Source organism: Neorhizobium sp. 05N33 (assembly GCF_056397445.1).
On the sequence record NZ_JBFTNK010000003.1, the window covers coordinates 55,182 to 76,891 of the forward strand.

General features: G+C 63.1%; 19 protein-coding genes. 8 read left to right on the top strand and 11 right to left on the bottom strand.

From position 1 onward, the window contains the following. Positions 1-6: 6 nt before the first annotated feature. Both AC1DLT_RS09020 and AC1DLT_RS09025 read right to left on the bottom strand, forming a co-directional pair. Positions 7-1,965 carry a methyl-accepting chemotaxis protein gene (locus AC1DLT_RS09020; protein WP_477486527.1) on the bottom strand — a complete coding sequence of 653 codons (1,959 nt, stop codon included), beginning with the start codon at positions 1,963-1,965 and terminating at the stop codon, positions 7-9. Between the two features lie 396 nt (positions 1,966-2,361). Next, positions 2,362-2,955 carry a TetR/AcrR family transcriptional regulator gene (locus tag AC1DLT_RS09025; RefSeq protein WP_038545814.1) on the bottom strand — a complete coding sequence of 198 codons (594 nt, stop codon included), beginning with the start codon at positions 2,953-2,955 and terminating at the stop codon, positions 2,362-2,364. Positions 2,956-3,192: 237 nt separating this feature from the next. Here AC1DLT_RS09025 and AC1DLT_RS09030 point away from each other — a divergent pair, with 237 nt between their 5' ends. Genes AC1DLT_RS09030 through AC1DLT_RS09040 form a run of 3 tightly spaced genes read left to right on the top strand, consistent with a single transcriptional unit; the run spans position 3,193 to position 6,934 of the window. Further along, positions 3,193-3,666 carry a (2Fe-2S)-binding protein gene (locus tag AC1DLT_RS09030; protein WP_046608269.1) on the top strand — a complete coding sequence of 158 codons (474 nt, stop codon included), beginning with the start codon at positions 3,193-3,195 and terminating at the stop codon, positions 3,664-3,666. Further along, on the top strand, positions 3,666-4,649 hold the full coding sequence (locus AC1DLT_RS09035) for an FAD binding domain-containing protein (RefSeq protein WP_477486528.1): 984 nt from the start codon (positions 3,666-3,668) through the stop codon (positions 4,647-4,649). The genes AC1DLT_RS09030 and AC1DLT_RS09035 overlap by 1 nt, the downstream gene beginning before the upstream one ends. After that, positions 4,646-6,934 carry a xanthine dehydrogenase family protein molybdopterin-binding subunit gene (locus tag AC1DLT_RS09040; protein WP_477486529.1) on the top strand — a complete coding sequence of 763 codons (2,289 nt, stop codon included), beginning with the start codon at positions 4,646-4,648 and terminating at the stop codon, positions 6,932-6,934. Before AC1DLT_RS09035 ends, AC1DLT_RS09040 begins: the two co-directional genes overlap by 4 nt. A 33-nt stretch (positions 6,935-6,967) precedes the next feature. On the opposite strand, the gene AC1DLT_RS09045 is transcribed toward AC1DLT_RS09040, so the two are convergent. Further along, positions 6,968-7,921, bottom strand: coding sequence for a LysR family transcriptional regulator (locus tag AC1DLT_RS09045; protein ID WP_477486530.1), 954 nt, complete (start codon positions 7,919-7,921; stop codon positions 6,968-6,970). Between the two features lie 63 nt (positions 7,922-7,984). On the opposite strand from AC1DLT_RS09045, the gene AC1DLT_RS09050 reads away from it, so the two are divergent. Next, positions 7,985-8,632 carry an NADPH-dependent F420 reductase gene (locus tag AC1DLT_RS09050; protein WP_477486909.1) on the top strand — a complete coding sequence of 216 codons (648 nt, stop codon included), beginning with the start codon at positions 7,985-7,987 and terminating at the stop codon, positions 8,630-8,632. Here AC1DLT_RS09050 and AC1DLT_RS09055 read toward each other — a convergent pair. After that, complete coding sequence (locus tag AC1DLT_RS09055; RefSeq protein WP_477486531.1) at positions 8,629-9,291, bottom strand: sulfite oxidase-like oxidoreductase; 663 nt, start codon at positions 9,289-9,291, stop codon at positions 8,629-8,631. The genes AC1DLT_RS09050 and AC1DLT_RS09055 overlap by 4 nt on opposite strands. 87 nt (positions 9,292-9,378) lie before the next feature. On the opposite strand from AC1DLT_RS09055, the gene AC1DLT_RS09060 reads away from it, so the two are divergent. Further along, positions 9,379-10,551 carry an aminotransferase gene (locus tag AC1DLT_RS09060; RefSeq protein WP_477486532.1) on the top strand — a complete coding sequence of 391 codons (1,173 nt, stop codon included), beginning with the start codon at positions 9,379-9,381 and terminating at the stop codon, positions 10,549-10,551. 27 nt (positions 10,552-10,578) lie between these two features. Next, positions 10,579-11,859, top strand: a complete 1,281-nt coding sequence (locus tag AC1DLT_RS09065; protein WP_477486533.1) for a DUF763 domain-containing protein — start codon at positions 10,579-10,581, stop codon at positions 11,857-11,859. On the opposite strand, the gene AC1DLT_RS09070 is transcribed toward AC1DLT_RS09065, so the two are convergent. The 3 genes from AC1DLT_RS09070 to AC1DLT_RS09080 all read right to left on the bottom strand — a co-directional run bounded on the left by AC1DLT_RS09070 (position 11,841) and on the right by AC1DLT_RS09080 (position 14,026). After that, complete coding sequence (locus AC1DLT_RS09070; RefSeq protein WP_038545789.1) at positions 11,841-12,074, bottom strand: tautomerase family protein; 234 nt, start codon at positions 12,072-12,074, stop codon at positions 11,841-11,843. The genes AC1DLT_RS09065 and AC1DLT_RS09070 overlap by 19 nt on opposite strands. An 86-nt stretch (positions 12,075-12,160) precedes the next feature. Further along, positions 12,161-13,369, bottom strand: a complete 1,209-nt coding sequence (locus AC1DLT_RS09075; RefSeq protein ID WP_477486534.1) for a pyridoxal phosphate-dependent aminotransferase — start codon at positions 13,367-13,369, stop codon at positions 12,161-12,163. 15 nt (positions 13,370-13,384) lie between these two features. Next, complete coding sequence (locus tag AC1DLT_RS09080; protein WP_038545783.1) at positions 13,385-14,026, bottom strand: TetR family transcriptional regulator C-terminal domain-containing protein; 642 nt, start codon at positions 14,024-14,026, stop codon at positions 13,385-13,387. A gap of 258 nt (positions 14,027-14,284) precedes the next feature. Here AC1DLT_RS09080 and AC1DLT_RS09085 point away from each other — a divergent pair, with 258 nt between their 5' ends. Continuing rightward, positions 14,285-15,808, top strand: coding sequence for a methyl-accepting chemotaxis protein (locus AC1DLT_RS09085; RefSeq protein ID WP_477486535.1), 1,524 nt, complete (start codon positions 14,285-14,287; stop codon positions 15,806-15,808). Between the two features lie 2 nt (positions 15,809-15,810). On the opposite strand, the gene AC1DLT_RS09090 is transcribed toward AC1DLT_RS09085, so the two are convergent. Both AC1DLT_RS09090 and AC1DLT_RS09095 read right to left on the bottom strand, forming a co-directional pair. Beyond that, positions 15,811-17,046, bottom strand: a complete 1,236-nt coding sequence (locus AC1DLT_RS09090; protein ID WP_477486536.1) for an MFS transporter — start codon at positions 17,044-17,046, stop codon at positions 15,811-15,813. A 4-nt stretch (positions 17,047-17,050) separates the two neighbouring features. Continuing rightward, complete coding sequence (locus AC1DLT_RS09095; RefSeq protein WP_477486537.1) at positions 17,051-18,412, bottom strand: LLM class flavin-dependent oxidoreductase; 1,362 nt, start codon at positions 18,410-18,412, stop codon at positions 17,051-17,053. A 94-nt stretch (positions 18,413-18,506) separates the two neighbouring features. Between AC1DLT_RS09095 and AC1DLT_RS09100 the strand changes: the two genes are divergently transcribed. Further along, positions 18,507-19,070 carry a helix-turn-helix domain-containing protein gene (locus AC1DLT_RS09100; RefSeq protein ID WP_477486538.1) on the top strand — a complete coding sequence of 188 codons (564 nt, stop codon included), beginning with the start codon at positions 18,507-18,509 and terminating at the stop codon, positions 19,068-19,070. A gap of 109 nt (positions 19,071-19,179) precedes the next feature. On the opposite strand, the gene cydB is transcribed toward AC1DLT_RS09100, so the two are convergent. Continuing rightward, positions 19,180-20,184, bottom strand: a complete 1,005-nt coding sequence (cydB, locus tag AC1DLT_RS09105; protein ID WP_477486539.1) for a cytochrome d ubiquinol oxidase subunit II — start codon at positions 20,182-20,184, stop codon at positions 19,180-19,182. Further along, positions 20,174-21,592, bottom strand: coding sequence for a cytochrome ubiquinol oxidase subunit I (locus AC1DLT_RS09110; protein ID WP_477486540.1), 1,419 nt, complete (start codon positions 21,590-21,592; stop codon positions 20,174-20,176). Before AC1DLT_RS09110 ends, cydB begins: the two co-directional genes overlap by 11 nt. Positions 21,593-21,710 lie beyond the last annotated feature (118 nt).

The following is a 21,710-nucleotide window of genomic DNA, read 5'->3' on the forward strand; positions in this document are numbered from 1 at the left end:
AGCGGATCAGAATTCGGTCCACTGCGATTCCGTGCTTGCTGCAGCCGCGGCGCTGCCGAAGGATTTGCTGACGCGCTGCGCAAGGCGGCGGGCCGGCGATTCCTGCGGGACGGCGTTGCGGCCGACCGGAACTGGAGCGGAGCCGTAGGCAGGCCGCTGCTGCATTCCGGAACGCTGACCGCCCTCGGAGAGCTTGAAGCGGGTGAGGAGATCGCGCAGCTTCGTGCTTTCCGAGGCGAGATTGGCGCCGGCGGCATTGGTTTCCTCGACCATTGCAGCGTTTTGCTGTGTCACCTGGTCCATCTGGTTGACGGCCGAATTGACTTCGGCAAGTCCGACCGACTGTTCGCGGGCGGCGGTGGCGATCGCACTGATATGCTCGTTGATGGTGACGACGTGGCTTTCGATCGTCTTCAGCGCGTCGCCGGTCTCGCGCACCAGCTTGACGCCGTTCTGAACCTCGGCGCCCGACTTGCGGATGAGGTCCTTGATCTCCTTGGCGGCGCTCGCGGAACGCTGGGCGAGTTCGCGGACTTCCTGGGCGACAACCGCAAAACCCTTGCCGGCATCACCGGCACGGGCCGCTTCGACGCCGGCATTCAGCGCCAACAGATTAGTCTGGAAGGCGATCTCGTCGATGACGCCGATGATGTTGGAGATCTGGCTGGACGACTGCTCGATGCGCTGCATCGCGTCGACGGCGTTGGCGACCACGGCCCCCGACTGGGCGGCGCTCGAATTTGCCTGCAGCGCGATGGACTTCGCCTCGTCCGCACGTTTGGAAGAGTTCGAGACGTTGACGGTGATTTCGTCGAGGGCTGCGGCGGTCTCTTCAAGCGAGGCTGCCTGCTGTTCAGTCCGCTTGGAAAGGTCGTCGGCGCTCTGGCTGACTTCACGCGAGCCGCTGTCGATCGACTGGGCCGAGCCGGCGACTTCCGAGAGTGCGGCGCCGAGACGGGACACGGCGGAGTTCAGGTCTTCGCGCAGCGCTTCGAAATCCGGAGCAAAAGGCTCGTTGAGCTGGAAGGCGAGGTCACCGGAGGCAAGGCGACGCAGGCCGGCGGCAAGGCCGGAGGTCGCTTCGTGCAGGCGGGCCTGGGCCGAGGCTTCCGCCTCTTCCTGGAGGCGAATACGGTCGGCTTCGGCGTGGGCGCGGGCGTCCTCGGCCTGTTCCTGAAGCTGCCTGTTGGAGATCGCGGCCTGGCGGAACACTTCGACGGCGCCGGCCATGGCGCCGACTTCGTCCTTGCGGCCGGCGAAGGGGATTTCGGTGGCGGTGTCACCTGCGGCAAGACCGCTCATCGAAGCGGTGATGCGCTGGATCGGACGGGCGATACCGGACAACACGTAGACGGCGGCGCCGACGATCAGCAGGAAAACGACGCCGAGGATGATTTCCATCGTGGTGAGCGCGGTCGAATAGGTCGTCTTCGCCTTTGCGGTTTCGACGGCCGCCTCATCCGTGTTCGACTTGACCAGCTTGGTAACGGCTTCCATCGCTGGCTGGATGGTGATGCGCATCTTTTCCATCTCGACACGGGCGCGGGCGTCCGAAGCCTTGCGGGAGAAGTCCAGCATCTTCTGGCCGTTCAGGATGTATTTGTCGATGCCGGCCTGGATCTGGTCGATGATCTGCTTTTCCTGATCGCTGGAAATCAGCGGCCTGTAGGCGTTGAGAGCGACCTTCAGCGCATCGGATTGCTGGGCGATCAGCTTTTCCGCCGATTCCATGCCGAAGTCCGAAGTGGTGGTCAGATGGCCCATATAGGCGACCGTCATTCCGAGAATGGCCGTCTCGATATTCTTCGAAGCCTGAACGCTCGGCATCGAATTCTCGGAAATCGTATTGAGATTGCCGGCGACGTTGGAGAGCGAGGATATGGCCGCCCAGGCGAGAACGGCGACGAGAGCTGCAATCGCGCCGAAGACGGCGATGAGCGAGCTGCGAATGGAGAGACGGGACATGAGGTTCGGCTCCGGATTGGTGAAGCCTCGAATGAGGCAACGCGTTTTCACGCGCAGATCTGATATCTGGCAGTGTGGGAAGAGAACCGGTCTCATACCGGCTCTTGCGCTACACCGGATGGCGGTCACGCGGTTGCCGGAAGATTAAGGTCAAACTCTTTAACGACAGATTGAATTTTGATATTGTACAACGATTTTTGATGATTTTCGGCGCTAAAAGTTCGAAAATATACCTGTGCTATCCGTTTATTTTATAACGATAATATTGGAATCGGGCCGGCGTAGTAACAGGATACCTGTCAATCGAGGATTGCTTGATTTTCCGTTCAAACGGGATGCGAAATCTAGCCTATCCGACGGGCCGTTTCCGAGCAGATCCGAGGCATTGAGCGGGTGTTATCGGCGGGTCCGAAGGCCGTCCATCAACAGGCCGATCAGGCGATGCGACCGTTCACGCCACTCGGGCGATTCCGGAATCGAATAGATACTCGACAGCGCGTGCAGGAGATCGCTTGTCTCGATGTCACTGCGGATACATCCCTTGTCGCCGGCGGTCTTCAACAGGCTTTCCAAAGCGCCGCGGATCAGGCCCGAGCCCTCGGAAAAAAGGGAGGAGTTCGATGTCATGAGAATGCGCAGGCTGTTGGCCATGCCGCGCTTGGTGGCGATGTAGCCCACGAAACGACGCATCCATTCCTCGAGCGCCACATCCGGCGGATGTTTTTGGGCAAGTTCGGTGGCAGCCGTGGCGAGGCTTTCGAGTTCGCGTCGATAGACCACTTCCACGAGATGCTCGCGGCTCGGGAAATGCCGGTAAAGGGTGCCGATGCCGACACAAGCCTGGCGTGCTATATCTTCCAGCGAGGTCTCGACGCCATTTTCCGCAAAGGCTGCGGCCGCCACCTCGATCAGCCTGTCGCGGTTACGGCGGGCATCGGCGCGAAGCTTGGTCGATGCGGGCGATGTCGTCTTCGGCTCGGCCGAGGCCAAAATATTGCTCCAGGCAAATGAGGGCTTGACGAAAATCCGTAAGCCACTAGTTTAAACGGAGGCGCCTCCGTTTATCTGGAGTGCCTTCCACTTCTTAGTCCAGAGGGGGACGGATGTCATGCCGAAATGTGCCGGTGCTTCTCTCGCCGAACATCATCTAGGGCATCGCAGCCAGTTGGCCAGTCCGTCCCAGGCTTTAAAGTTCTCATTCTCGTGACAATGGCAGGAGCTTGATCCATGACACGAACCATCCATCTTTCGCTCGATATCAACGGGGGGCGGTACGACCTCGATGTCGAACCGCGTGTCACGCTGCTCGATGCGCTGCGCGAACATCTCGCGCTGACCGGCACCAAGAAGGGCTGCGACCAGGGGCAATGCGGCGCCTGCACCTGTCATGTCGACGGTAGCCGTGTGCTTTCCTGTCTGACGCTCGCAGCCCAGGTCGAAGGCCGGCAGATCACCACGATCGAGGGGATCGCCGCTGAAAACGGCGAACTGCACCCCGTTCAGGCGGCTTTCGTGGAGCATGACGCGTTCCAATGCGGCTATTGCACGCCCGGCCAGATCATGTCGGCAGTCGCCTGCATCCGCGAAGGCCATGCGGGATCCGACGAGGAAATCCGCGAATACATGTCCGGCAATCTCTGTCGGTGCGGAGCCTATAACAGCATCGTCGCGGCGGTGCGCGAAGCGGCGGAGATGGCGTGATGAGAGACTTTTCCTATCTCCGCGCCTCGTCCGCCGATGAAGCCCGGCAGGCGGCGCTCCAGGCCGGTTCAGCGCTGCTTGCCGGTGGCACGACGCTTCTCGATCTCGCCAAATGCGGCGTGATGGAGCCGGAAACCGTCATCGACATCACCCACCTTTCCGGGCTCGGCGGGATCACCCTCGATGCCGGCGGCGCCACGATCGGTGCGCTTGCCAAGATGGGCGCGGTTGCAGATCACGCAGGCATCCGCGCCGCTTTCCCGGCGGTTTCGGAATCGCTGTCGCTGGCGGCCTCCGCCCAACTCCGCAACATGGCGACGATCGGCGGCAACCTGTTGCAGCGGACACGCTGTTCGTATTTCCGCGAGCCGGACGTGTTTCCGGCCTGCCACAAACGCAATCCCGGCTCCGGCTGTTCGGCGCTTGGCGGCGTCACCCGCAACCACGCTGTCCTCGGCACCAGCGATGCCTGCATCGCCACCTATCCGGGTGACCTCGCAGTCGCGCTCGCCGCCTTCGACGCCGTGGTCGATCTCGGGGGCCGGACGGTGTCGGTCGACGACTTTTTCCTGACGCCGGGCAATACGCCGGAGCGGGAAACCGCGTTGCAGCGCGGCGAGATGATCACCGCGATCACCATTCCGGCCTCGGCGGCGGCGAAGAACTCTACCTATCTCAAGGTTCGCGACCGCCAGTCCTACGAGTTTGCGGCGGCGAGTGCCGCAGTCGGGCTGGAATTCGAAGCGGACGGCAAGACGGTTCGCGATATCCGCGTCGCTCTGGGCGGCGTCGCCACCAAGCCGTGGCGGGCTCGCAACGTCGAACAGGCGCTGGTCGGCAAGGTGCTCAGCGCGGAAACCGTCGAGGCGGCGAGCCGGCTCGCCATGGAAGGTGCCGTTTCGCATGGCGCCAATCACTACAAGATCGAACTTGCGCCGCGCGTTGTCGCCCGCGCCATCCTGAAAGTTGGAGGTCTCGTATGACCATCATGGAACCCCGCAAACACGGCGATGCCTCAGACGGGACTGTCGGCGGTCGTCAAACACGCTTCGAAGGCAATCTGAAGGTCACCGGTGGTGCGACCTATGCGCTGGAATATCCGGCCGAAGGCCTTGTCTATGCTATTCTCGTGCAGAGCACGATCCCGGCCGGTCGCGTCATATCGGTCGATGCGGAAAAGGCGCTTGCGGCCCCGGGCGTGCTGATGGTGCTGACGCCGGATGACGACATGGGTCTTCTGGTTGCCTCCGACTGGGGTGGCAATCGCCCCGATAACCAGCCGTATTATCCGCTGCCGCGGCAGGTGCAGTACAATGGCCAGTCGATCGCCGCAGTCGTCGCGGAAAGCCGCGAACAGGCGGTCGAGGCGGCAAGGCTGATCTGCATCACCTATGAGAAGGCGCCGCATGTCGCGAGCTTCAACGATACGGCGGCCGGCGAAGGCAAGGTGATGGACAATCTTACCGCCGGATGGGGTGATGCCGAGGCCGCACTTGCGGCCGCGCCAGTTCAGATCGAAGGCGAATATTCGACGCCGCGTGAATATCACGTCGCCATGGAGCCGCATGGGCTGACCGTGAAGTGGGATGGCGACCGGATCACTGTCTGGGAGCCGAGCCAGTGGTCTCACGGTATGGCGCGCAGCTATTCCGAATGGTTCGGCATTCCTTACGAAAACGTCCGCCTGATCTCGCCGTTCATCGGCGGCGGGTTTGGCTCCAAGGGGGCGGCGCTCGCCCATGGCGCGGTGGCGGCTTTCGCGTCCAGGAAGCTCGGCCGGCCGGTCAAGCTTGCGCTCACGCGACAGCAGAATTTCACCAACTATGGCGGTCGCGCCGCGACACGCCAGCGGATCAAGATCGGCGCGACAGAAGACGGCATCTTGCAGGCTATCGTCCATCGCGGCGCCAGCGAGACCTCCACCTATGCGGATTGGCCTGAGCAGACCGGTGCCGCAACGCCGATCCTCTACAAGGTCGAGAACTTTTCGTCGCAGCACCGGGTCGTGCCGGTCAACACCGTCACTCCGGGTGCGTTGCGCGGCCCGGGAAAGAACCCTAGCGCCTTCGGCATCGAAAGCGCGATGGAGGAACTCGCCTACAAGCTCGGCATGGACCCGCTCGAACTGCGGCTGAAAAACTATGCCGACCACGACTACCAGTCGGGCAAACCCTGGTCGACACGCCGGCTGCGCGAAGCGCTGACCGAAGGCGCGGAAGCCTTTGGCTGGTCGAGGCGCAGCCATGAACCACGCTCGATGCGCGACGGCAACCAGCTCATCGGTTGGGGCATCGGCTGCGGCACGTTCCCGGTCATCCAGGCGCCGAGCGAGGCGATGATCCGCATCCTGCGCAACGGTCGTGTCGAGGTCGTCAGCGGTGCGATCGACATGGGGCAGGGCACCTATACGATCCTTGCCCAGACGGTGGCCGAAGTGTTCGGCATTCCCGTCGACCAGGTCGAGGTGCATCTTGGCGATTCCCGGCTGCCGGGCTCGGCGATTGCCGGCGGCTCGATGCTGGCGGGCTCGATCCTCGGTGCCGTACACAAGGCGGCGACGGCGGCCCGCGACGAACTGATCGGACTGGCGCTCAACGACGAAAAATCGCCGCTGCGCGATACCGGGGCCAATACGCTGACCTTCAGCGGCGGCCGCATTGCCGTTCCCCGCGACCAAGGTCCGTCGCTCACGCTTTCGGAACTGATGGCGACGCTCGGTCGCGACGAGATCGAGATACTGAGGAATACGCTGCCGGAAGGTGCCACGGCCCAGGAGCAGCATCAGGCCTGGACGAGCATGGTAAAGGTCCAGGGGCCGACCATGGGCGAATATTCCATGCATAGCTGGTGCGCCCATTTCGCCGAAGTACGGGTGGACGAGGATTTTGGGACGGTGCGGGTGTCCCGCATCGTCTCGGCCTTCGATTGCGGCCGGCTTTATAATCCCCGGCTGGTGGAAAGCCAGTGGCGGGGCGGCATCATCATGGGCATCGGCCAGGCTCTCCTCGAGGAAGGCCTCGTCGACCAGCGCAACGGCCGCACCGTCAACAACAACATGGGCGACTATCTGGTGCCGACCAATGCGGACGTGCCGCATATCGAGGTGATCTCGGTTGGCATTCCCGACTACGGCGCCTCGGCGCTGGGCGGCAAGGGCGTCGGTGAAGTCGGCATCGTCGGCGTCGCGCCGGCGATCGCCAACGCGGTGTTCCACGCAACCGGCAAACGCGTCCGCGACCTGCCGATCACGCTCGAAAAGCTGATCTGATCGATCCGCGCATCCGGCGTCAGTCGGGTGCGCCTATTTTCGCTTCGGCATGTTGGATGCCCCGAGGCTGCCGGCAAAACGTTCGGCCAGACGTTCCTTCCGGAAATGCTCGACCACGAAGTCGATAAAGACGCGGGTTTTTGCCGGCAGCAGCGTCTTGCTGGCGTAATAGATCGAGATCGGCCCGATATCCGCATACCAGTCGGGCAGCAGGCGGACGAGCGTACCGCTCTCCATATACGATAAGGCATCCGGCATCGCGATCATCGCAACGCCAAGGCCGAGGCTTGCTGCGTGGGCAATGGCGGCTGGGTCGTTGAGCACCATCTTTTCCCGCAGTGCCGCCGGCACTTCGTCGCCGCCGGCATTTCGCATCACCCATTGTCGGATACGGCCGGTATTGGAAGAACGCATATGAATGCCGTCGAGGTTCGCAAGGTCCGCCGGATGGGCCGGCATCGGCCTATCCTTCATGTAGGCAGGTGAAGCGACCAGCACGATATGGGCCGGCGCCAGCACCCGGGCGATCGCGCCGGGCGTCAGCTCAAACCCACCGCCGATCGCTGCGTCATATCCCTCGGCGATCAGATCGACCTGCCGGTTTTCGAAGGACCAGTCCGGACGGATCAGCGGGTAACGCGCCATGAACTCCGGCAGCAGCGGCAGGATATACCCTGTTCCGAAATGCGGGCTCATGCTGACTTTCAGCACACCGGCCGGTTCTGCGCTTTCCGACGAGGCGCCGGCGATCGCGGTCTGCAGCGCCTCGACGTGGTCGCGGATCTCCGACAGAAAACGTTCGCCCGCTTCCGTCAGCGTCAGCCTTCGCGTGCTGCGATGGAGGAGGCGGGTGCCGAGGTTCCTTTCGAGCATCGCCACGTTGCGGCTCACGGCCGCGGGTGTCAGTGCCAACCGTCTGGCCGCAGCCGAGAAACCGCCAAGTTCGGCGCTGCGCATGAAAGATTCGAGATTGGCGAGACTTTCCACCGCGGGTCATTCTCAACGGTTGCTTGAAGATGATTGGCATTATTACCGGCTAATCAAGCGCCAATCCAGAGGCGATATTCCCGCCATCGAAACCACTGGAGTATCGCAATCATGACCATCGGTATTATCGGCGCCGGCAATATCGGCGCAGCCTTCGCCCGCACTCTTGCAAGAAACGGCGTGCGCGCCACCATCGCCAACAGCCGCGGCCCGGCCTCGCTCGAAACACTGACGGCCGAGCTGTCGCCCTGGATTTCCGCCGGCACGATCGAAGAGGCAGCAAGTGCGGATATGGTGCTGATCGCGGTTCCATGGTCGAAGCTGCCGGCGGCCCTTGCCGGCCTGCCGGCCTGGAACGGCCGGATCGTCATCGATGCAAACAACCCGATCGAAGCGCCGCTGTTCAAGCCGGCTGAACTCAATGGCCGCCTTTCCAGCGAGATCGTTTCAAATCTGGTGCCGGGCGCCCGAGTTGTTAAGGCCTTCAACCATCTGCTGGCCAAACTGCTCGAGGCCGATCCTTCTTCTGAAGGCGGCAAGCGTGTGCTGTTCTATTCCGGTGACGATGCGGCCTCGAAGTCGGAAGTTGCGGGGCTGATCGACAAGCTCGGTTTCTTCGGCATCGATCTCGGGCCGCTTGCGGTAGGCGCCAAGCTGGCGCAGTTCCCCGGTGGCCCGCTGCCGGCGCTCAACCTCGTCCAGTTCGGTTAGTCGTCCGAATAACGCTCCTCGGACCAGGGATCGCCGCGCATATGGTAGCCGTTCTTCTCCCAGAAGCCGGCCTGATCCTTGTCGAGGAACTCGATGCGGTTGAGCCATTTGGCGCTCTTCCAGAAATAGAGGTGCGGCACCACCAGCCGCACCGGCCCACCATGTTCCTCGGTGAGCGGCTTGCCTTCCCACTCGGTGACGATGATCGCGTCCGGCGAGGCGAAATCCGAAAGCAGCAGGTTGGTCGTATAGCCGTCATAGCTGGTCAGCATGACGGCAACCGCCTCGTCCTGCGGGTCGACGAGATCGAGGAAGTCGTGTGTCGAAACACCTTTCCAGTTGTTGTCATAGCGCGACCAGGTGGTCACGCAATGGATGTCGGAGCGCATCTCGGTCTGCGGCAGAGCCTGGAAGGCCGCCCAGTCCAAGGTCCTGCGGTTGTTGACGAGGCCACGCACGTCGAGTTTCCAGCGCTCGGCCGAGACCTGCGGCTGCTGGCCGAGATCGAGCACCGGCCAGTTCTTGACCAGGTGCTGGCCCGGCGGCAGGCGGTCGGTTTCCGGCCTGGTGATCCGGCCGGTCAGGAACTTGCCTTGTTCCGCCCATTTCCGCTTGGTGATGGTGAGCTTCGAATCCTCGGGCTCAATCTCGTCGGCCATATCCGGTTCTCCTTGCGTCGCCCGATAATCTGATAAACAAGAAAGGCAATCAATCGCCTGTTCGGAAAATCCTGTTCTCGGAAGATCATGCCTGCCTTCAATCCGCTTATCGAAAAGCTCAGCCCTCCACCCGTTCCCTCCGTCGCCGCCTGGGGGCGTGCCTATGACGGGTCCCGGGGTCCGCTGATCGACCTCTCTCAGGCCGTACCCGGCTATCCGGCCCATCCGGACATGCTGAACCTGCTCGGCGAGACCGGCTCCTCAAAAGCCTTCACCGGCTATGGGCCGATCGAGGGCGAGGCGGAACTTCGGACAGCCTATGCGGCGCATGTCTCGGAGGTTTATGGCGCGGGCATCGGGCTCAGGAACATCCACATCACGTCGGGCTGCAACCAAGCCTTCGTCTGCGCGGCAATGACCGTCGCTGGTCCCGGCAATACGGTGCTGATGACCGAGCCCTTCTATTTCAACCACGAAACGACGTTGGCGATGATGGGCATCAAGACAGCTTTCGTCGCATGCGATGCAGCGAACGGTTTCCTGCCGGATCTCGTCGGGCTCGAAGCGGCGATCACCGGCGACGTCAAGGCACTGGCGCTTGTATCGCCCAACAACCCCACCGGCGCGATCTATCCGCCATCGTTGCTCGAAGCGATCTTCAGGTTCTGCCGGAACAAGGGCATCTGGCTGATCCTCGACGAGACCTATCGCGACTTTTTAGCCGTCGCGGACCAGGCACCGCACACGCTGTTCAGCCTCGACGGCTGGGAAGATACGCTGATCAGCCTCTACAGCTTTTCGAAATCCTTCTGCATCCCCGGCCACCGGCTCGGGGCGATCACTGCCGGCCCGGTCGCGGTCGAACAGATCGCCAAGATCATGGACAATCTGCAGATCTGCGCGCCGCGCGCCGCTCAGGCCGCCGTTGCCAAGGCGCTGCCGCTTCTCGCCGATTGGCGCGAGGAGAACCGCCAGGAGATCGGCCGCCGTGCCGATGCGCTGAAGGCGGTGATGCGCTTCGTCAACGACTGGAAGCTCGATGCCATAGGCGCCTATTTCGCCTTCGTGCGGCATCCCTTCCCGGGCAGAAGTTCGGCGGAAGTGGCGGAAAAGCTTGCAAAGCAGGCCGGCATCATCTGCATTCCCGGCGCTTATTTCGGCGAGAGCCGGCAGGATTACCTGCGCTTCGCCTTTGCCAATGCCGACGTGCCGACGATCGGGCTGTTGCGAGAACGTTTGCAGAACTTTTCCCTATCGTGAGCATCAGCGCCCGTATATAAGCGGAGCATGGTTCAAAGAGCAGGCAGCGCCGATCTCCCGCTTCACGGTGGCCGGGTTCCCCGGTGGCTCGGCGAGCGCATGACCAAGCTCGGCGCGGTCATCACCCAGGCGATCGTTATCGAATACGGCCGCGACGAACTGCTCCGGCGGCTGGCGCATCCCTTCTGGTTCCAGTCGTTCGGCTGCGTCATGGGCATGGACTGGCACTCTTCCGGCATCACCACCAGCGTTCTCGGCGCGCTCAAGCGCGGGCTGACGCCGATGGCCGGCGAACTCGGCATCCATGTCTGCGGCGGCCGTGGGCAGAACTCCCGCAAGACGCCGGAGGAACTGATCGCGATCGGCAACCGCGTCGGCATCGACGGCAGCGGCCTTGCGACGACCAGCCGTCTGGTCGCCAAGGTGGACAGCGCCGCGGTGCAGGACGGGTTCGATCTTTACCTGCACGGGTTCATCGTCACAGACGATGGCAAATGGGTGGTGGTGCAACAGGGCATGAACGGCGACAAGCGCCAGGCGCGGCGTTACCACTGGATCTCGGAGGGCTTGAAAAGCTTCGTCGATTCTCCGCATGCGGCGATCGAAGGCCGCGGGCAGGGCGAGATCGTCAATCTCGCCGACCACCGTGCCGAAGCCTCCCGAAAGGGCCAGCTCGATCTGCTTGCGACGCTCGGGCCGGACCGCATCATCCGCGAGGTGATTGCCATCGAGCCGGCGCGCAAGTTGAAGGAGCTAGCGCAGCCGATGCTGCCGCATCTGATCATGCCGGCGCATCACGATGTCCGCGAGGAGGACGTCAACATGAGGCGGCTGCATGGCACGCTGGCGGCGGCGGCAGATCGCGGCCCGGAGGATTTCGAGAACCTGCTGCTGATGCCGGGTGTCGGCGCGCGGACGGTCAAGGCTTTGGCCATGGTCGCCGAGGTGGTGCATGGCACGCCCTGCCGGTTTTCCGATCCGGCGCGCTTCTCGCTCGCCCATGGCGGCAAGGACCGGCATCCGTTTCCGGTGCCGCTGAAGGTTTATGACGAGACGATCAAGGTGATGAAGTCTGCCGTCGGCAAGGCCCGGCTCGGCCGCGAGGAGGAGCTGCAGGCGCTGAAGCGGCTCGACGACCAGGCCCGGCAGATGGAACGATATGTGACCGGCCCGGACCTCAAGGAGATCGTCGCCGGCGAATTCCGCCAGTCGCACGAATGGGGCGGCCGCAGCGTCTTTGGCTGGGAGCCGCCAGCGGAGGAGGCGGCCAATTTTCCAGGATCAGCCGACTACTTGAAGGGATCGTAGCCGGGCTTTTTGTAGACAAGCTCCGGCTGCCCCTGGATATCCGGCACGTAGACCTTGTCCGTCCAGGCGTCCCTCGGAAAGTCCTGGATTGCGACCGACACGGAACTCTCGGCAGAGCCAAGAGCGGTCATGACCGCCTTGGTCACCTCAGCCGTCAGTGCCTGCTTCTGCTCTTCGGAGCGGCCCTCGACCATTTTGACAATAACATGGGGCATGTTGCGCTCCTCCGATGGGCAGTTTTTCAAATCAACCGAAGCGAGCATAGCCCGTCTCGTTCATGGATTTCAATCGGGAACTTCGCTCACGCCATCGGGGTTGTCGCGCGGTCTCTGCCAGTGGACGCGATGCGGCCAGCGAGGTCGGCGATACGGTGCATGGCGGTTGCAACTGCATCGTCCGGGACCGTCAGCGAGATGCGCAGGAAGCCTGCGGCCTGGGCGCCGAAGGAGGTGCCGGGCATGACGGCGACCTTCTCCTCGCGCAGCAGTTCCCAGGCGAATTCCTCGCCGTTGAGGCCGGTGGCGGTCACGTCGAGCAGGACAAACATGCCTCCTTCCGGCGGCATCGGCTTGACGAGATTGCTGCCGGCAAAGGCCTTTTCGACGATGGTGGCACGGCGGCGATAATTTTCCCGCATCACGTCGGCGGTGTCGAAATGCTGCGACAGCGCCATGGCGGTCATGTCGGAGATGAAGGGCTGCACGCCGAACAGCATGGTTTCGGACACCGGCAGCAGTCTTTCACAGAACTCTTCGGGGCCGGCGGCCCAGCCGCTGCGGAAGCCGGGGGCAGCATGGGATTTCGAGATCGACGAGACCGCGATGGTACGTTCGGCCAGTGCCGGAATGTCGAAGGGCGAGGCGAAGGGCGTGCCTTCGAAGATCAACTGCTCATAGACCTCGTCCGAAACGATCCAGAGGTCATGCTTGCGGCAGACGTCGCCGATGGCGGCGATTTCCGCGGCAGTCAGCACCGCGCCGGTCGGGTTGTGCGGCGTGTTGAGAAGGAGCACGCGGGCCTCCGGCGTGATCGCCCGTTCGAGGTCCTCGGCCTGCAGGTGGAATTTCTTTTCCGGACGCAGCGGCACGGGGATCATGTGCGCGCCGGTGGACTGGATGACGCCTTCATAGGTGGCATAGAGCGGATCGCCGACGAGCACGCCGTCGCCGGCTTCGACGAGACCGGTCATGACGGCATAGAGAGCGGTCTGGGTGCCGGGGAAACAGAGGAAATTGCGCTCCGTGACACCTGGCCGGCGTTTCGAATACTTTTCCACCAGCGCCTTCAGCACCGGCGGCTCGCCGCGGCCATTGGAATAACGGGTGCGGCCGGCATACATGGCGCGCGCTGCCTCATCGAGCAGGGCCTTGTCCGGCTTGACGTCCGGCTCGCCGATGGTGAGTTCGATGATGTCCTCGCCCGATGCCTGCATGCGGCGGGCGGTCAGGTGGAGTGCCCAGCGGCCGGAGCCGAGATGGGCGAGGCGGTCGGTGATCGAGGCATAACGCATCGGTGGTTCCTTTTCTTATCGTTGTTCGGCTGAAAGCTCGCCGGGCTGCAGGCGCAGCAGCGCTTCCACGGAGATCAGGGCATTTTCTGCGAGTTCGTGTTCCGCAAACGTATCGGCCGCAAGCGTTCCCTCCAGCCAGAGACCGTCGACGAGCGCGTTGACCCCGATCGCATAGGTGCGGCATTGGGCGGGGCTCAGAGCCCGCTTCTCCTCGACGAAGAAGGCGGACAGCAGCGTCTCCAGCGCCTCAAGGAAGGAGAGGTAGTTCTCGCGGTGGATGGCGGCGAAGCTCTGGTCGATCTGGATATGGCTGATGAAGGCGGCCCAGAGCGACAGCGTGCGCGGGTCGGTCACCGGCGGCGTCACGTTGGCGACGATGAAGCGGCGCAGGCGCGAGCGCGCCGTCTCGCCCTCGATCGCGGCAGCAACCGCCGCCTCGGTCATGCCGGCCATCACCTTGCGATAGGCCGCCTGCAGCATCTGGTCCTTGCTGCTGAAATAGTGCCGGATCAGCCCGCCGGTGACGCCGGCGCGCATGGCGATCTGACGGACCGTCGCGCCCTGGATGCCGAACTCGGCAATGCAATCGAGCGTCGCGGCAATCAGGTCCTCGCGCCGCTCGGCCTCGCTTGCCCTATGGTAGGTGCGGCGGTTCACGGGGGGCATCTCCTGAGGAACGGGCAGGCCGTTCTTCGCACGGCGTCAGGGCTTATTATACGCTCGAATAATTCGCGCAAGCAAATTCCTTGAGCGTCCGCCGCATCTGCGTCGTATGGTCGGCGAAAATACGTCGCAAATTGTAACTTTCTATCAGTTTTTGGGGGCGTTATTAAGAGATCCTACACCTTAGCCTTCACAATATGGAACCGACACACCCCATGCTGGGTGGTGACCGCGGCGGATTGGGGGATCATAATGTCGTCGGCTGAAGAAAAACGCGAACTGCAAAAGCGCCTGGATTTTATCGGTCTGGACCAGGAGGCACGCTCGACGCTTCGTCGTCTCGCGCCGACCATCAATGCCGGCCTTTCGACGGCTCTCGGCGCGCTTTACAAGAAGATCCAGTCGACACCCGACACCGCCAAGTTCTTCGCCAACCAGGCTCACGTAGAAAGCGCCAAGAAGCGCCAGATGAGCCATTGGAACGTTGTCGGCGAGGCCAAGTACGACGAGCGTTATGTGGAAAGTGTGTGGGCCGTCGGCGCCGCGCATGCCCATTCTGGCCTCGATCCGCGCTGGTATATCGGCAGTCAGGCGCTGGTCGTGGAAAGCCTCATCCACAAGGTGATGGCCGAGAACTGGCCGTCCCGTTTCGGGCGCGGCAAATCCGAAAAGCTCGCCAAGGACGTCGCGACGCTGGTCAAGGCGGCGATGCTCGACACTGACTATTCGATCTCCGCCTATCTGGAGATACAGGCAGAACAGCGCCGCCACGCCGAGGAGGCGAAGGGCGCCGCCGACGAGGAGCAGGAAGTTGCGCTCGAGGCTCTGGACGACGTGCTGAAGGGCCTTGCCGCAGGCGATCTGGAGAGCCGGCTTTCCACCGCTCTTCCTGAAAACTTCGTCAAGATGGCGGAAGGCTATAACGGCAGTGCCGAGAGGCTGCGCGGCACATTGGCGACCGTGCGCCATGCCGGCGAGGAAATCCTCGTCAGCACCAACGGTATCTCCCAGGCCTCGAAGGATCTTGCCCGGCGGACGGAGGAACAGGCCCAGGGCCTGGAGGAGAGTTCCGCGACACTGCACCAGCTCACCCACAGCGTTTCCGGCACCGCCGAAGGCGCCAGCAAGGCCGCCGGGGCAGTCGACGTGGCGCTCTCGGAGGCGCGCGCCTCTGGGCCGGTCGTCAAGCAGGCGGTCGCGGCGATGGGCGAGATCGAACGGTCGTCCGACGAGATCTCCAAGATCATCGGCGTCATCGACGAGATCGCCTTCCAGACCAATCTTCTGGCGCTCAATGCGGGCGTCGAGGCGGCGCGTGCCGGCGAAGCCGGTCGCGGTTTCGCTGTCGTGGCGCAGGAAGTGCGGGCGCTGGCGCAGCGATGCGCCGATGCCGCCAAGGAAATCAAGGATCTGATCTCCGACAGTTCACGGCAGGTGCAGGCGGGTGTCGATCTCGTCAACAATGCCGGTGCGGCGCTCAGCCAGATCACCACGCGCATCGACGACATCAACACCATCGTCAAGACGATCGCCACCGAGGCGGCGCATCAGTCGATAGGCCTGCATGAGGTCAACGGGGCTCTGAGCCGGATGGATTCGCTCACCCAGGAAAATTCGGCCATGGTGCTGGATACGTCGAAACAGACGTCGGACCTGCGCGATGCGGTGGAACGGCTGGTGACGGCGTTACGCGGCTTCAAGACCCGCAGTGCGGAACGGCTCGCCCGCGATCGCCAGAAGCGGGAAGAGATGCCCGGCCGTCGCCTCGTCGCCTGAGATCAACGCCTTCCGCCTGCAAGCCGGATGGCTTCCGGCCTACCGCGCAGGATCAGCATCGAGGCGGCGCCGAAGATCGGCCCGACCGCCAGCAAGACGAACGTCCACCGCCACCCGCCCAGCAGTGCGGCCAGATGCGGCATCAGCCAGATCATGAAAATGGTCAGCGCGAACCCCATGCCCATCTGCAGCGATAGTGCCGTGCCGATGTAATTGCGGTCTGCAAGCTCGGTGACGGCGGCGGAGAACTGCGCCGAATCTCCGATGATCGAAATGCCCCAGACGATCACCACCAGCGCCAGCAGCCAGAAGGGGCCGTCGAAGACGAAGCCGATGGTCAAGGCGCAGGCGCCGGAGACGATCATCAGGCCGGCGGTGGTGGCGGTGCGGCCAAAACGGTCCGAGAGCACGCCGCCGGCGAAACAGCCGAATACACCTGATGCGACGGCGATGAAGGTGAGCAGCGAGGCTTCGCTGCTGATGCCGGTTCCTCCCTTGTCGAGGGCTGCGGTCAGATAGGCGAGCAGCCAGGCCCACATGGCATAAAGTTCCCACATATGGCCGAGATAACCGCCGTTGACGAGCAGCAGGTTGCGATCCTTCAGCACCCGGCCGATCTGGCGCGGGTCGAACAGCGCCTTGCCGAACGGATAGGGACCTTCACGGGTGAAGAGGAGGAGAACGACGGCGCCGACCAGCGTCGCACCGCTCGATGAGAGGACGACATTGTGCCAGTCGACCGCCGACGACATGCCGCGAAAGAGATGCGGCAGCGACGAACCGGCGGTGATCGCGCCGATGACGCCGGCCAGCGCCAGGCCACGTCCGGAAATGAACCAGGTGGAAACGAGTTTCAGCGCCGGCGGATAGACGCCGGCGAGCGCAAAACCGGTGACCATGCGGCAGAGGATGGCACTGGCCGGGCCGGGTTCCAGAGCCAAGGCGGCATTGGAGAGCGCGGCAAGCAGGGCGGAAACCGCCATCAGCCGGTTCATGCGGATGAGGTCCGGCAGGTTGAAGAGGCTTGCGGCCAGAGCGCCGATCACGAAGCCGATCTGCACGCCGTTTGTGAGCCAGGCGGCGGCACTTTCGGACAGCGACCAGACGCGTTTCAGCTCCGGCGCGATGGCGTTTGCCGAAAACCAGCAGGAGAAGGAGAGCACGACGGCGAGGCACAGCAGCGCCAGCATCGACCAGCGGCCTGCGGCTGGCGTTTCCAGGGTCGTCGCGGTGCTCATCGGTTTATCCCATGGTGCGATATCTGGCGGCGATATGCCGGCTCGGCAGGCGCGGCGTTCCGAACAGCTTTTCACGGAACGTGCCTTCGCGATAGCTGGTCTTGTAGAGACCGCGTTCCTGCAGGATCGGGATCACCAGTTCGATGATATCGTCAAAACATTCCGGCACGACGGTGCGCGACAGGTTGAAACCGTCGACGCCGGCCTCATCCATCCAGGCGACGAGGTTGTCAGCGATCTGTTCGGCGGAGCCGATCATCGGTGCCTGGCGGCTGCCGAGCACCATCTGTTCGAGCAGCTTGCGCTTGGTCCATTGCGGCCCGGCGGTGCGGGTCATCGCCTCGACATTCGAGACGATCGCCGAGCTCTTGCCGGTCTCGATCGGTTCGTCGAGATCGTATTTCGCGAAGTCGATGCCGAGCGAGCCGGCGGCATGCACGAGCGCACCTTCGGAGCTTGCATAGGCGCGATAATCCTCGAATTTTTCCCGCGCTTGCTTTTCGGTGCGGGCGGTAACGATCGTGGCGCCGACAAAAACTTTGATGTCCTCCGCGCTGCGGCCGTATTCGACGGCGCGGGCCCTGATGTCGTCGACGATGCCCTTGACGCCTTCAGTCTTCTGGCCGTTGACGAAGACGCATTCGGCATGGGTGGCGGCGAATTGCCGGCCGCGGGTCGAGGATCCGGCCTGGTAGAGAACCGGCGTACGCTGCGGCGAGGGTTCGCAGAGATGGATCGCCTCGATGCCGTATTGCTTGCCGCGGTGGTGGACCTTGCGGACCTTGGCCGGGTCGGCATAGACGTGATTTGCCCGGTCGAAGACCACGGCGTCGTCTTCCCAGCTTCCTTCCCACAGCCGGTACATGATCTCCATGTACTCGTCGGCGAGGTCGTAGCGGTCGTCATGGGCCGCCATGCCATCGAGGCCGATCGCCTTGGCGGCGCTGTCGAGATAACCGGTGACGATGTTCCAGCCGATCCGGCCGCCCGTCAGGTGATCGAGCGTCGACATGCGGCGCGCGAAGACGAAAGGCGGTTCGTGGGTCAGGTTGGCGGTAACGCCAAATGAGAGATGTTCGGTGACGGCGGCCATGGCCGGCACCAGCAGCAGCGGATCGTTGACCGGCACCTGTACCGCACCCCTCAGCGCCGCCGCATTGCTGCCGCCGAAGACGTCGTTGACGCCGAGAACGTCGGCGAGGAATATGCCGTCGAACAGGCCCGCTTCCAGCCTTTTCGCATAGTCCGTCCAGTATCGCAGCTGCGTATAGCGATGCGACTGGTCCCGCGGATGCGCCCAGAGCCCCTGCTGGATGTGGCCGACGCAGTTCATGTCGAAGGCGTTGAAACGGATTTCGCGCGTCACGATCTTCCCCTTGAATTCCTCATTGCGGACAAGGCACGTCTCTTATACGATGCTATCGTCCACTATAGAAGACGATTGTTGAAAGGCAAGCCGCTTGCAACAGGCTGAAAATGATCCGGTCCAGGCGATTGCCATGCGGCTGAAGATCGAGCGGGAGGCGCGGGGCTGGTCGCTCGCCGAGCTTGCCGAACGCTCGGGCGTCTCCAAGGCGATGATCAGCAAGATAGAGCGCAGCGAGGCGAGCCCCACGGCAACCGTGCTCGGCCGGCTTTCGGGCGCTTTCGGTCTGCCGCTCTCAGTTCTGCTGGCGCTTGCCGAGCGGGCGCAGGAGCGCGTTGCGCTGCAGGCGGAACAGCCGGTCTGGACCGATCCAGAGACAGGTTATACGCGACGCGCCGTCTCTCCAGCGAATTCCCCGTTGGAGCTTCTGGATGTTTCGCTGCCTCCAGGTGTGCGCGTGCCTTATCCGGCATCCGCCTTCGCCTTCCAGCACCAGCAGATCTGGGTACTTTCGGGCCGGCTCGATTTCCAGGAGGGGACGGTGATGCATCATCTCACCGACGGTGATTGCCTTCTGCTCGGCTCGCCTGCCGATTGCGTCTTCTTCAATCCAGGCACGGAACCGGCGCGTTATGTGGTGGCGCTGACACGGCGTTAGGCGCCGAGCCAGAATTTGATGATCAGGCCGACGGCGCCGACAGTTGCGACTCCGGCCACCCAAAGGCCGACGAACCAGGCGAGCCGCCTGAAGGTTTCGCCGCCGGCCATCAGTGATAACCCTCTTCCGGATCGACCTTGCCGCGGAAAACCCAATAGGCGTAGCTCGTATAGGCAAGGATCAGCGGCACCAGGATCAGCGCGCCGACCAGCAGGAAGCCGAGGCTCTCGTCGGGCGCCGCCGCATCCCAGATCGTCACGGATGTCGGCACGATATAGGGATAGAAGCTGATGCCGATGCCTGCGTAGCCAAGTATGAAAAGGCCGAGCGCCGCAAGGAAAGGCCGGCTGTCGCGGTTGTTTTTCAGGCCCGTGAGCAGAAGCCAGAAGCATCCGAGAACCAGCAGGGGCACGATGACGCTGAAGATCGCGGTCGGCCAGGAGAACCAGCGTTTCAGATAGAGCGGTTCGAGAAACGGCGTCCAGAGGCTGAAGATCGCCATGGCGGCGAGTGTCGCGAGCGCTGCGATATAGGAAAGGCTGCGGGCCTTGTCGCGAAGGTCGCCCGTCGTTTTCATCACCAGCCAGGTCGAGCCGAGCAGTGCGTAGCCGATCACGACTGCAAGGCCGGTGGCGATCGAAAACGGGGTCAGCCAATCCCACCAGCCGCCGGAATAGGCGCGGTTTGCAACCGGAATGCCCTGCACCAGCGCGCCAAGCGCGATCCCTTGAGCCAACGCCGCCATGAACGAGCCGCCGGCAAAGGCCCAGTTCCAGAGATATTGTGCCCGGCCGGTGCGCCAGCGGTATTCGAAGGCGACGCCTCGAAAGATCAGCCCGATCAGCATGGCGATGATAGGTGCGTAGAGTGCCGGCAGGATCGTCGCATAGGCGAGCGGAAAGACCGCCATCAGCCCGCCGCCGCCGAGGACAAGCCAGGTCTCGTTGCCGTCCCAAACGGGCGCGACGCTGTTCATCATTACGTCGCGATGGCGCTTTTCCGGAAACAGTGGGAAGAGAATGCCGACGCCGAGGTCGAACCCGTCGAGGATGACATAGGCAAGCACTGCGAAGGCGATGATGGCCGCCCAGATGAAGGGAAGGTCAATGGCCATGACGGGCTCCTGCCTGAAGTGCCGGGGTTTGCGGGCCGGGATTGATGCCGGCGGTTCGGATCGGGCCTTCGCCGAGGTCGCCGCTCGGATCGCGCGGCAGGCGGGACATCAGCCGCAGGATGTAAAAGGTACCGGCGCCGAAGACGAGGAAATAGACGATAATGAAGGCGACCAGCGAGGAGCCCACGGCTGCTGCCGCGATCGGCGAGACGGAATTTGCGGTCAGCAGGTGGCCGTAGACGGTATAAGGCTGGCGGCCGACCTCGGTTGTCACCCAGCCGGCGAGCACGGCGACGAAGCCGGCAGGCCCCATGACCATCGCAGCACGGTGCAGCCATTCGGAGGTGTAGAGGCTACCCCTCCATCGACAGTACAGGCTCCAGAGCCCGAGGCCCAGCATCGCGAAGCCGAGGCCGACCATGATGCGGAAGGACCAGAACACGATTGGCACCGGCGGCTGCAATTCGCGCGGTACAGTGTCGAGGCCCTTGAGCGGTGCATCGAGGCTGTGTTTCAGGATGAGGCTCGAGAGCTTCGGGACCTCGATTGCGTAGTCGATCCGTTGTTCGGCCTGGTTCGGCAGGCCGAAGAGGATCAGCGGCGCGCCGTCCGGATGGCTCTGGTAATGGCCTTCCATCGCCATGACCTTGACCGGCTGGTGCTCCAGCGTGTTGAGACCGTGCTGGTCGCCGGCAAAGATCTGGATCGGGGCGACAATCGTCAGCATCCACATCGCCATCGAGAACATCGTGCCGGCGCGCAAGGGGGCGGTGCGCCGCAGAAGATGCAGGCCGCCGACCGCGCCGACCACGAGGGCGGTGGTCAGATAGGCGGCAAGCACCATGTGGACAAGGCGATAGGGGAAGGATGGGTTGAAGATGACTGCCCACCAGTCGGCGGGGATGAACTGACCCTTGTCGTTCATCGCAAAACCTTGCGGAGTCTGCATCCAGGAGTTGGCGGAAAGGATCCAGGTTGCCGAGATCAAGGTGCCGACCGCGACCATCAAGGTGGCGAAGAAATGCAGGCCGGGGCCGACGCGATTGCGGCCGAACAGCATGATGCCGAGGAAGCCTGCCTCCAGGAAAAATGCCGAGAGCACTTCGTAGCCCATCAGCGGGCCGATGATCGGGCCGACCTTGTCGGAGAACACGCTCCAGTTCGTGCCGAACTGATAGGACATGACGATACCGGAGACGACGCCCATGCCGAAGGCGAGCGCAAAAATCGTCTTCCAGAAGTCGAACAGCTCCAGATAGACGACCTGTTTCTTCCACAGCCAAAGACCTTCCAGCACCGCGAGATAACTCGCCAGCCCGATCGAAAACGCGGGAAAAATGATGTGGAACGAGACCGTGAAGGCGAACTGCATGCGCGCCAGCAGCGTCGCGTCGAAGGTCTCGAACATGGCGTCATCCCTTTTCTGGCGGGGGCCGGAAGCCCATCCATCTCATCGGATGACAATCGGCGGGGGGCGTCAAGAGATCAATGCGCATCAATGCCGCGCGCCCGGATGCCGCGGCCCT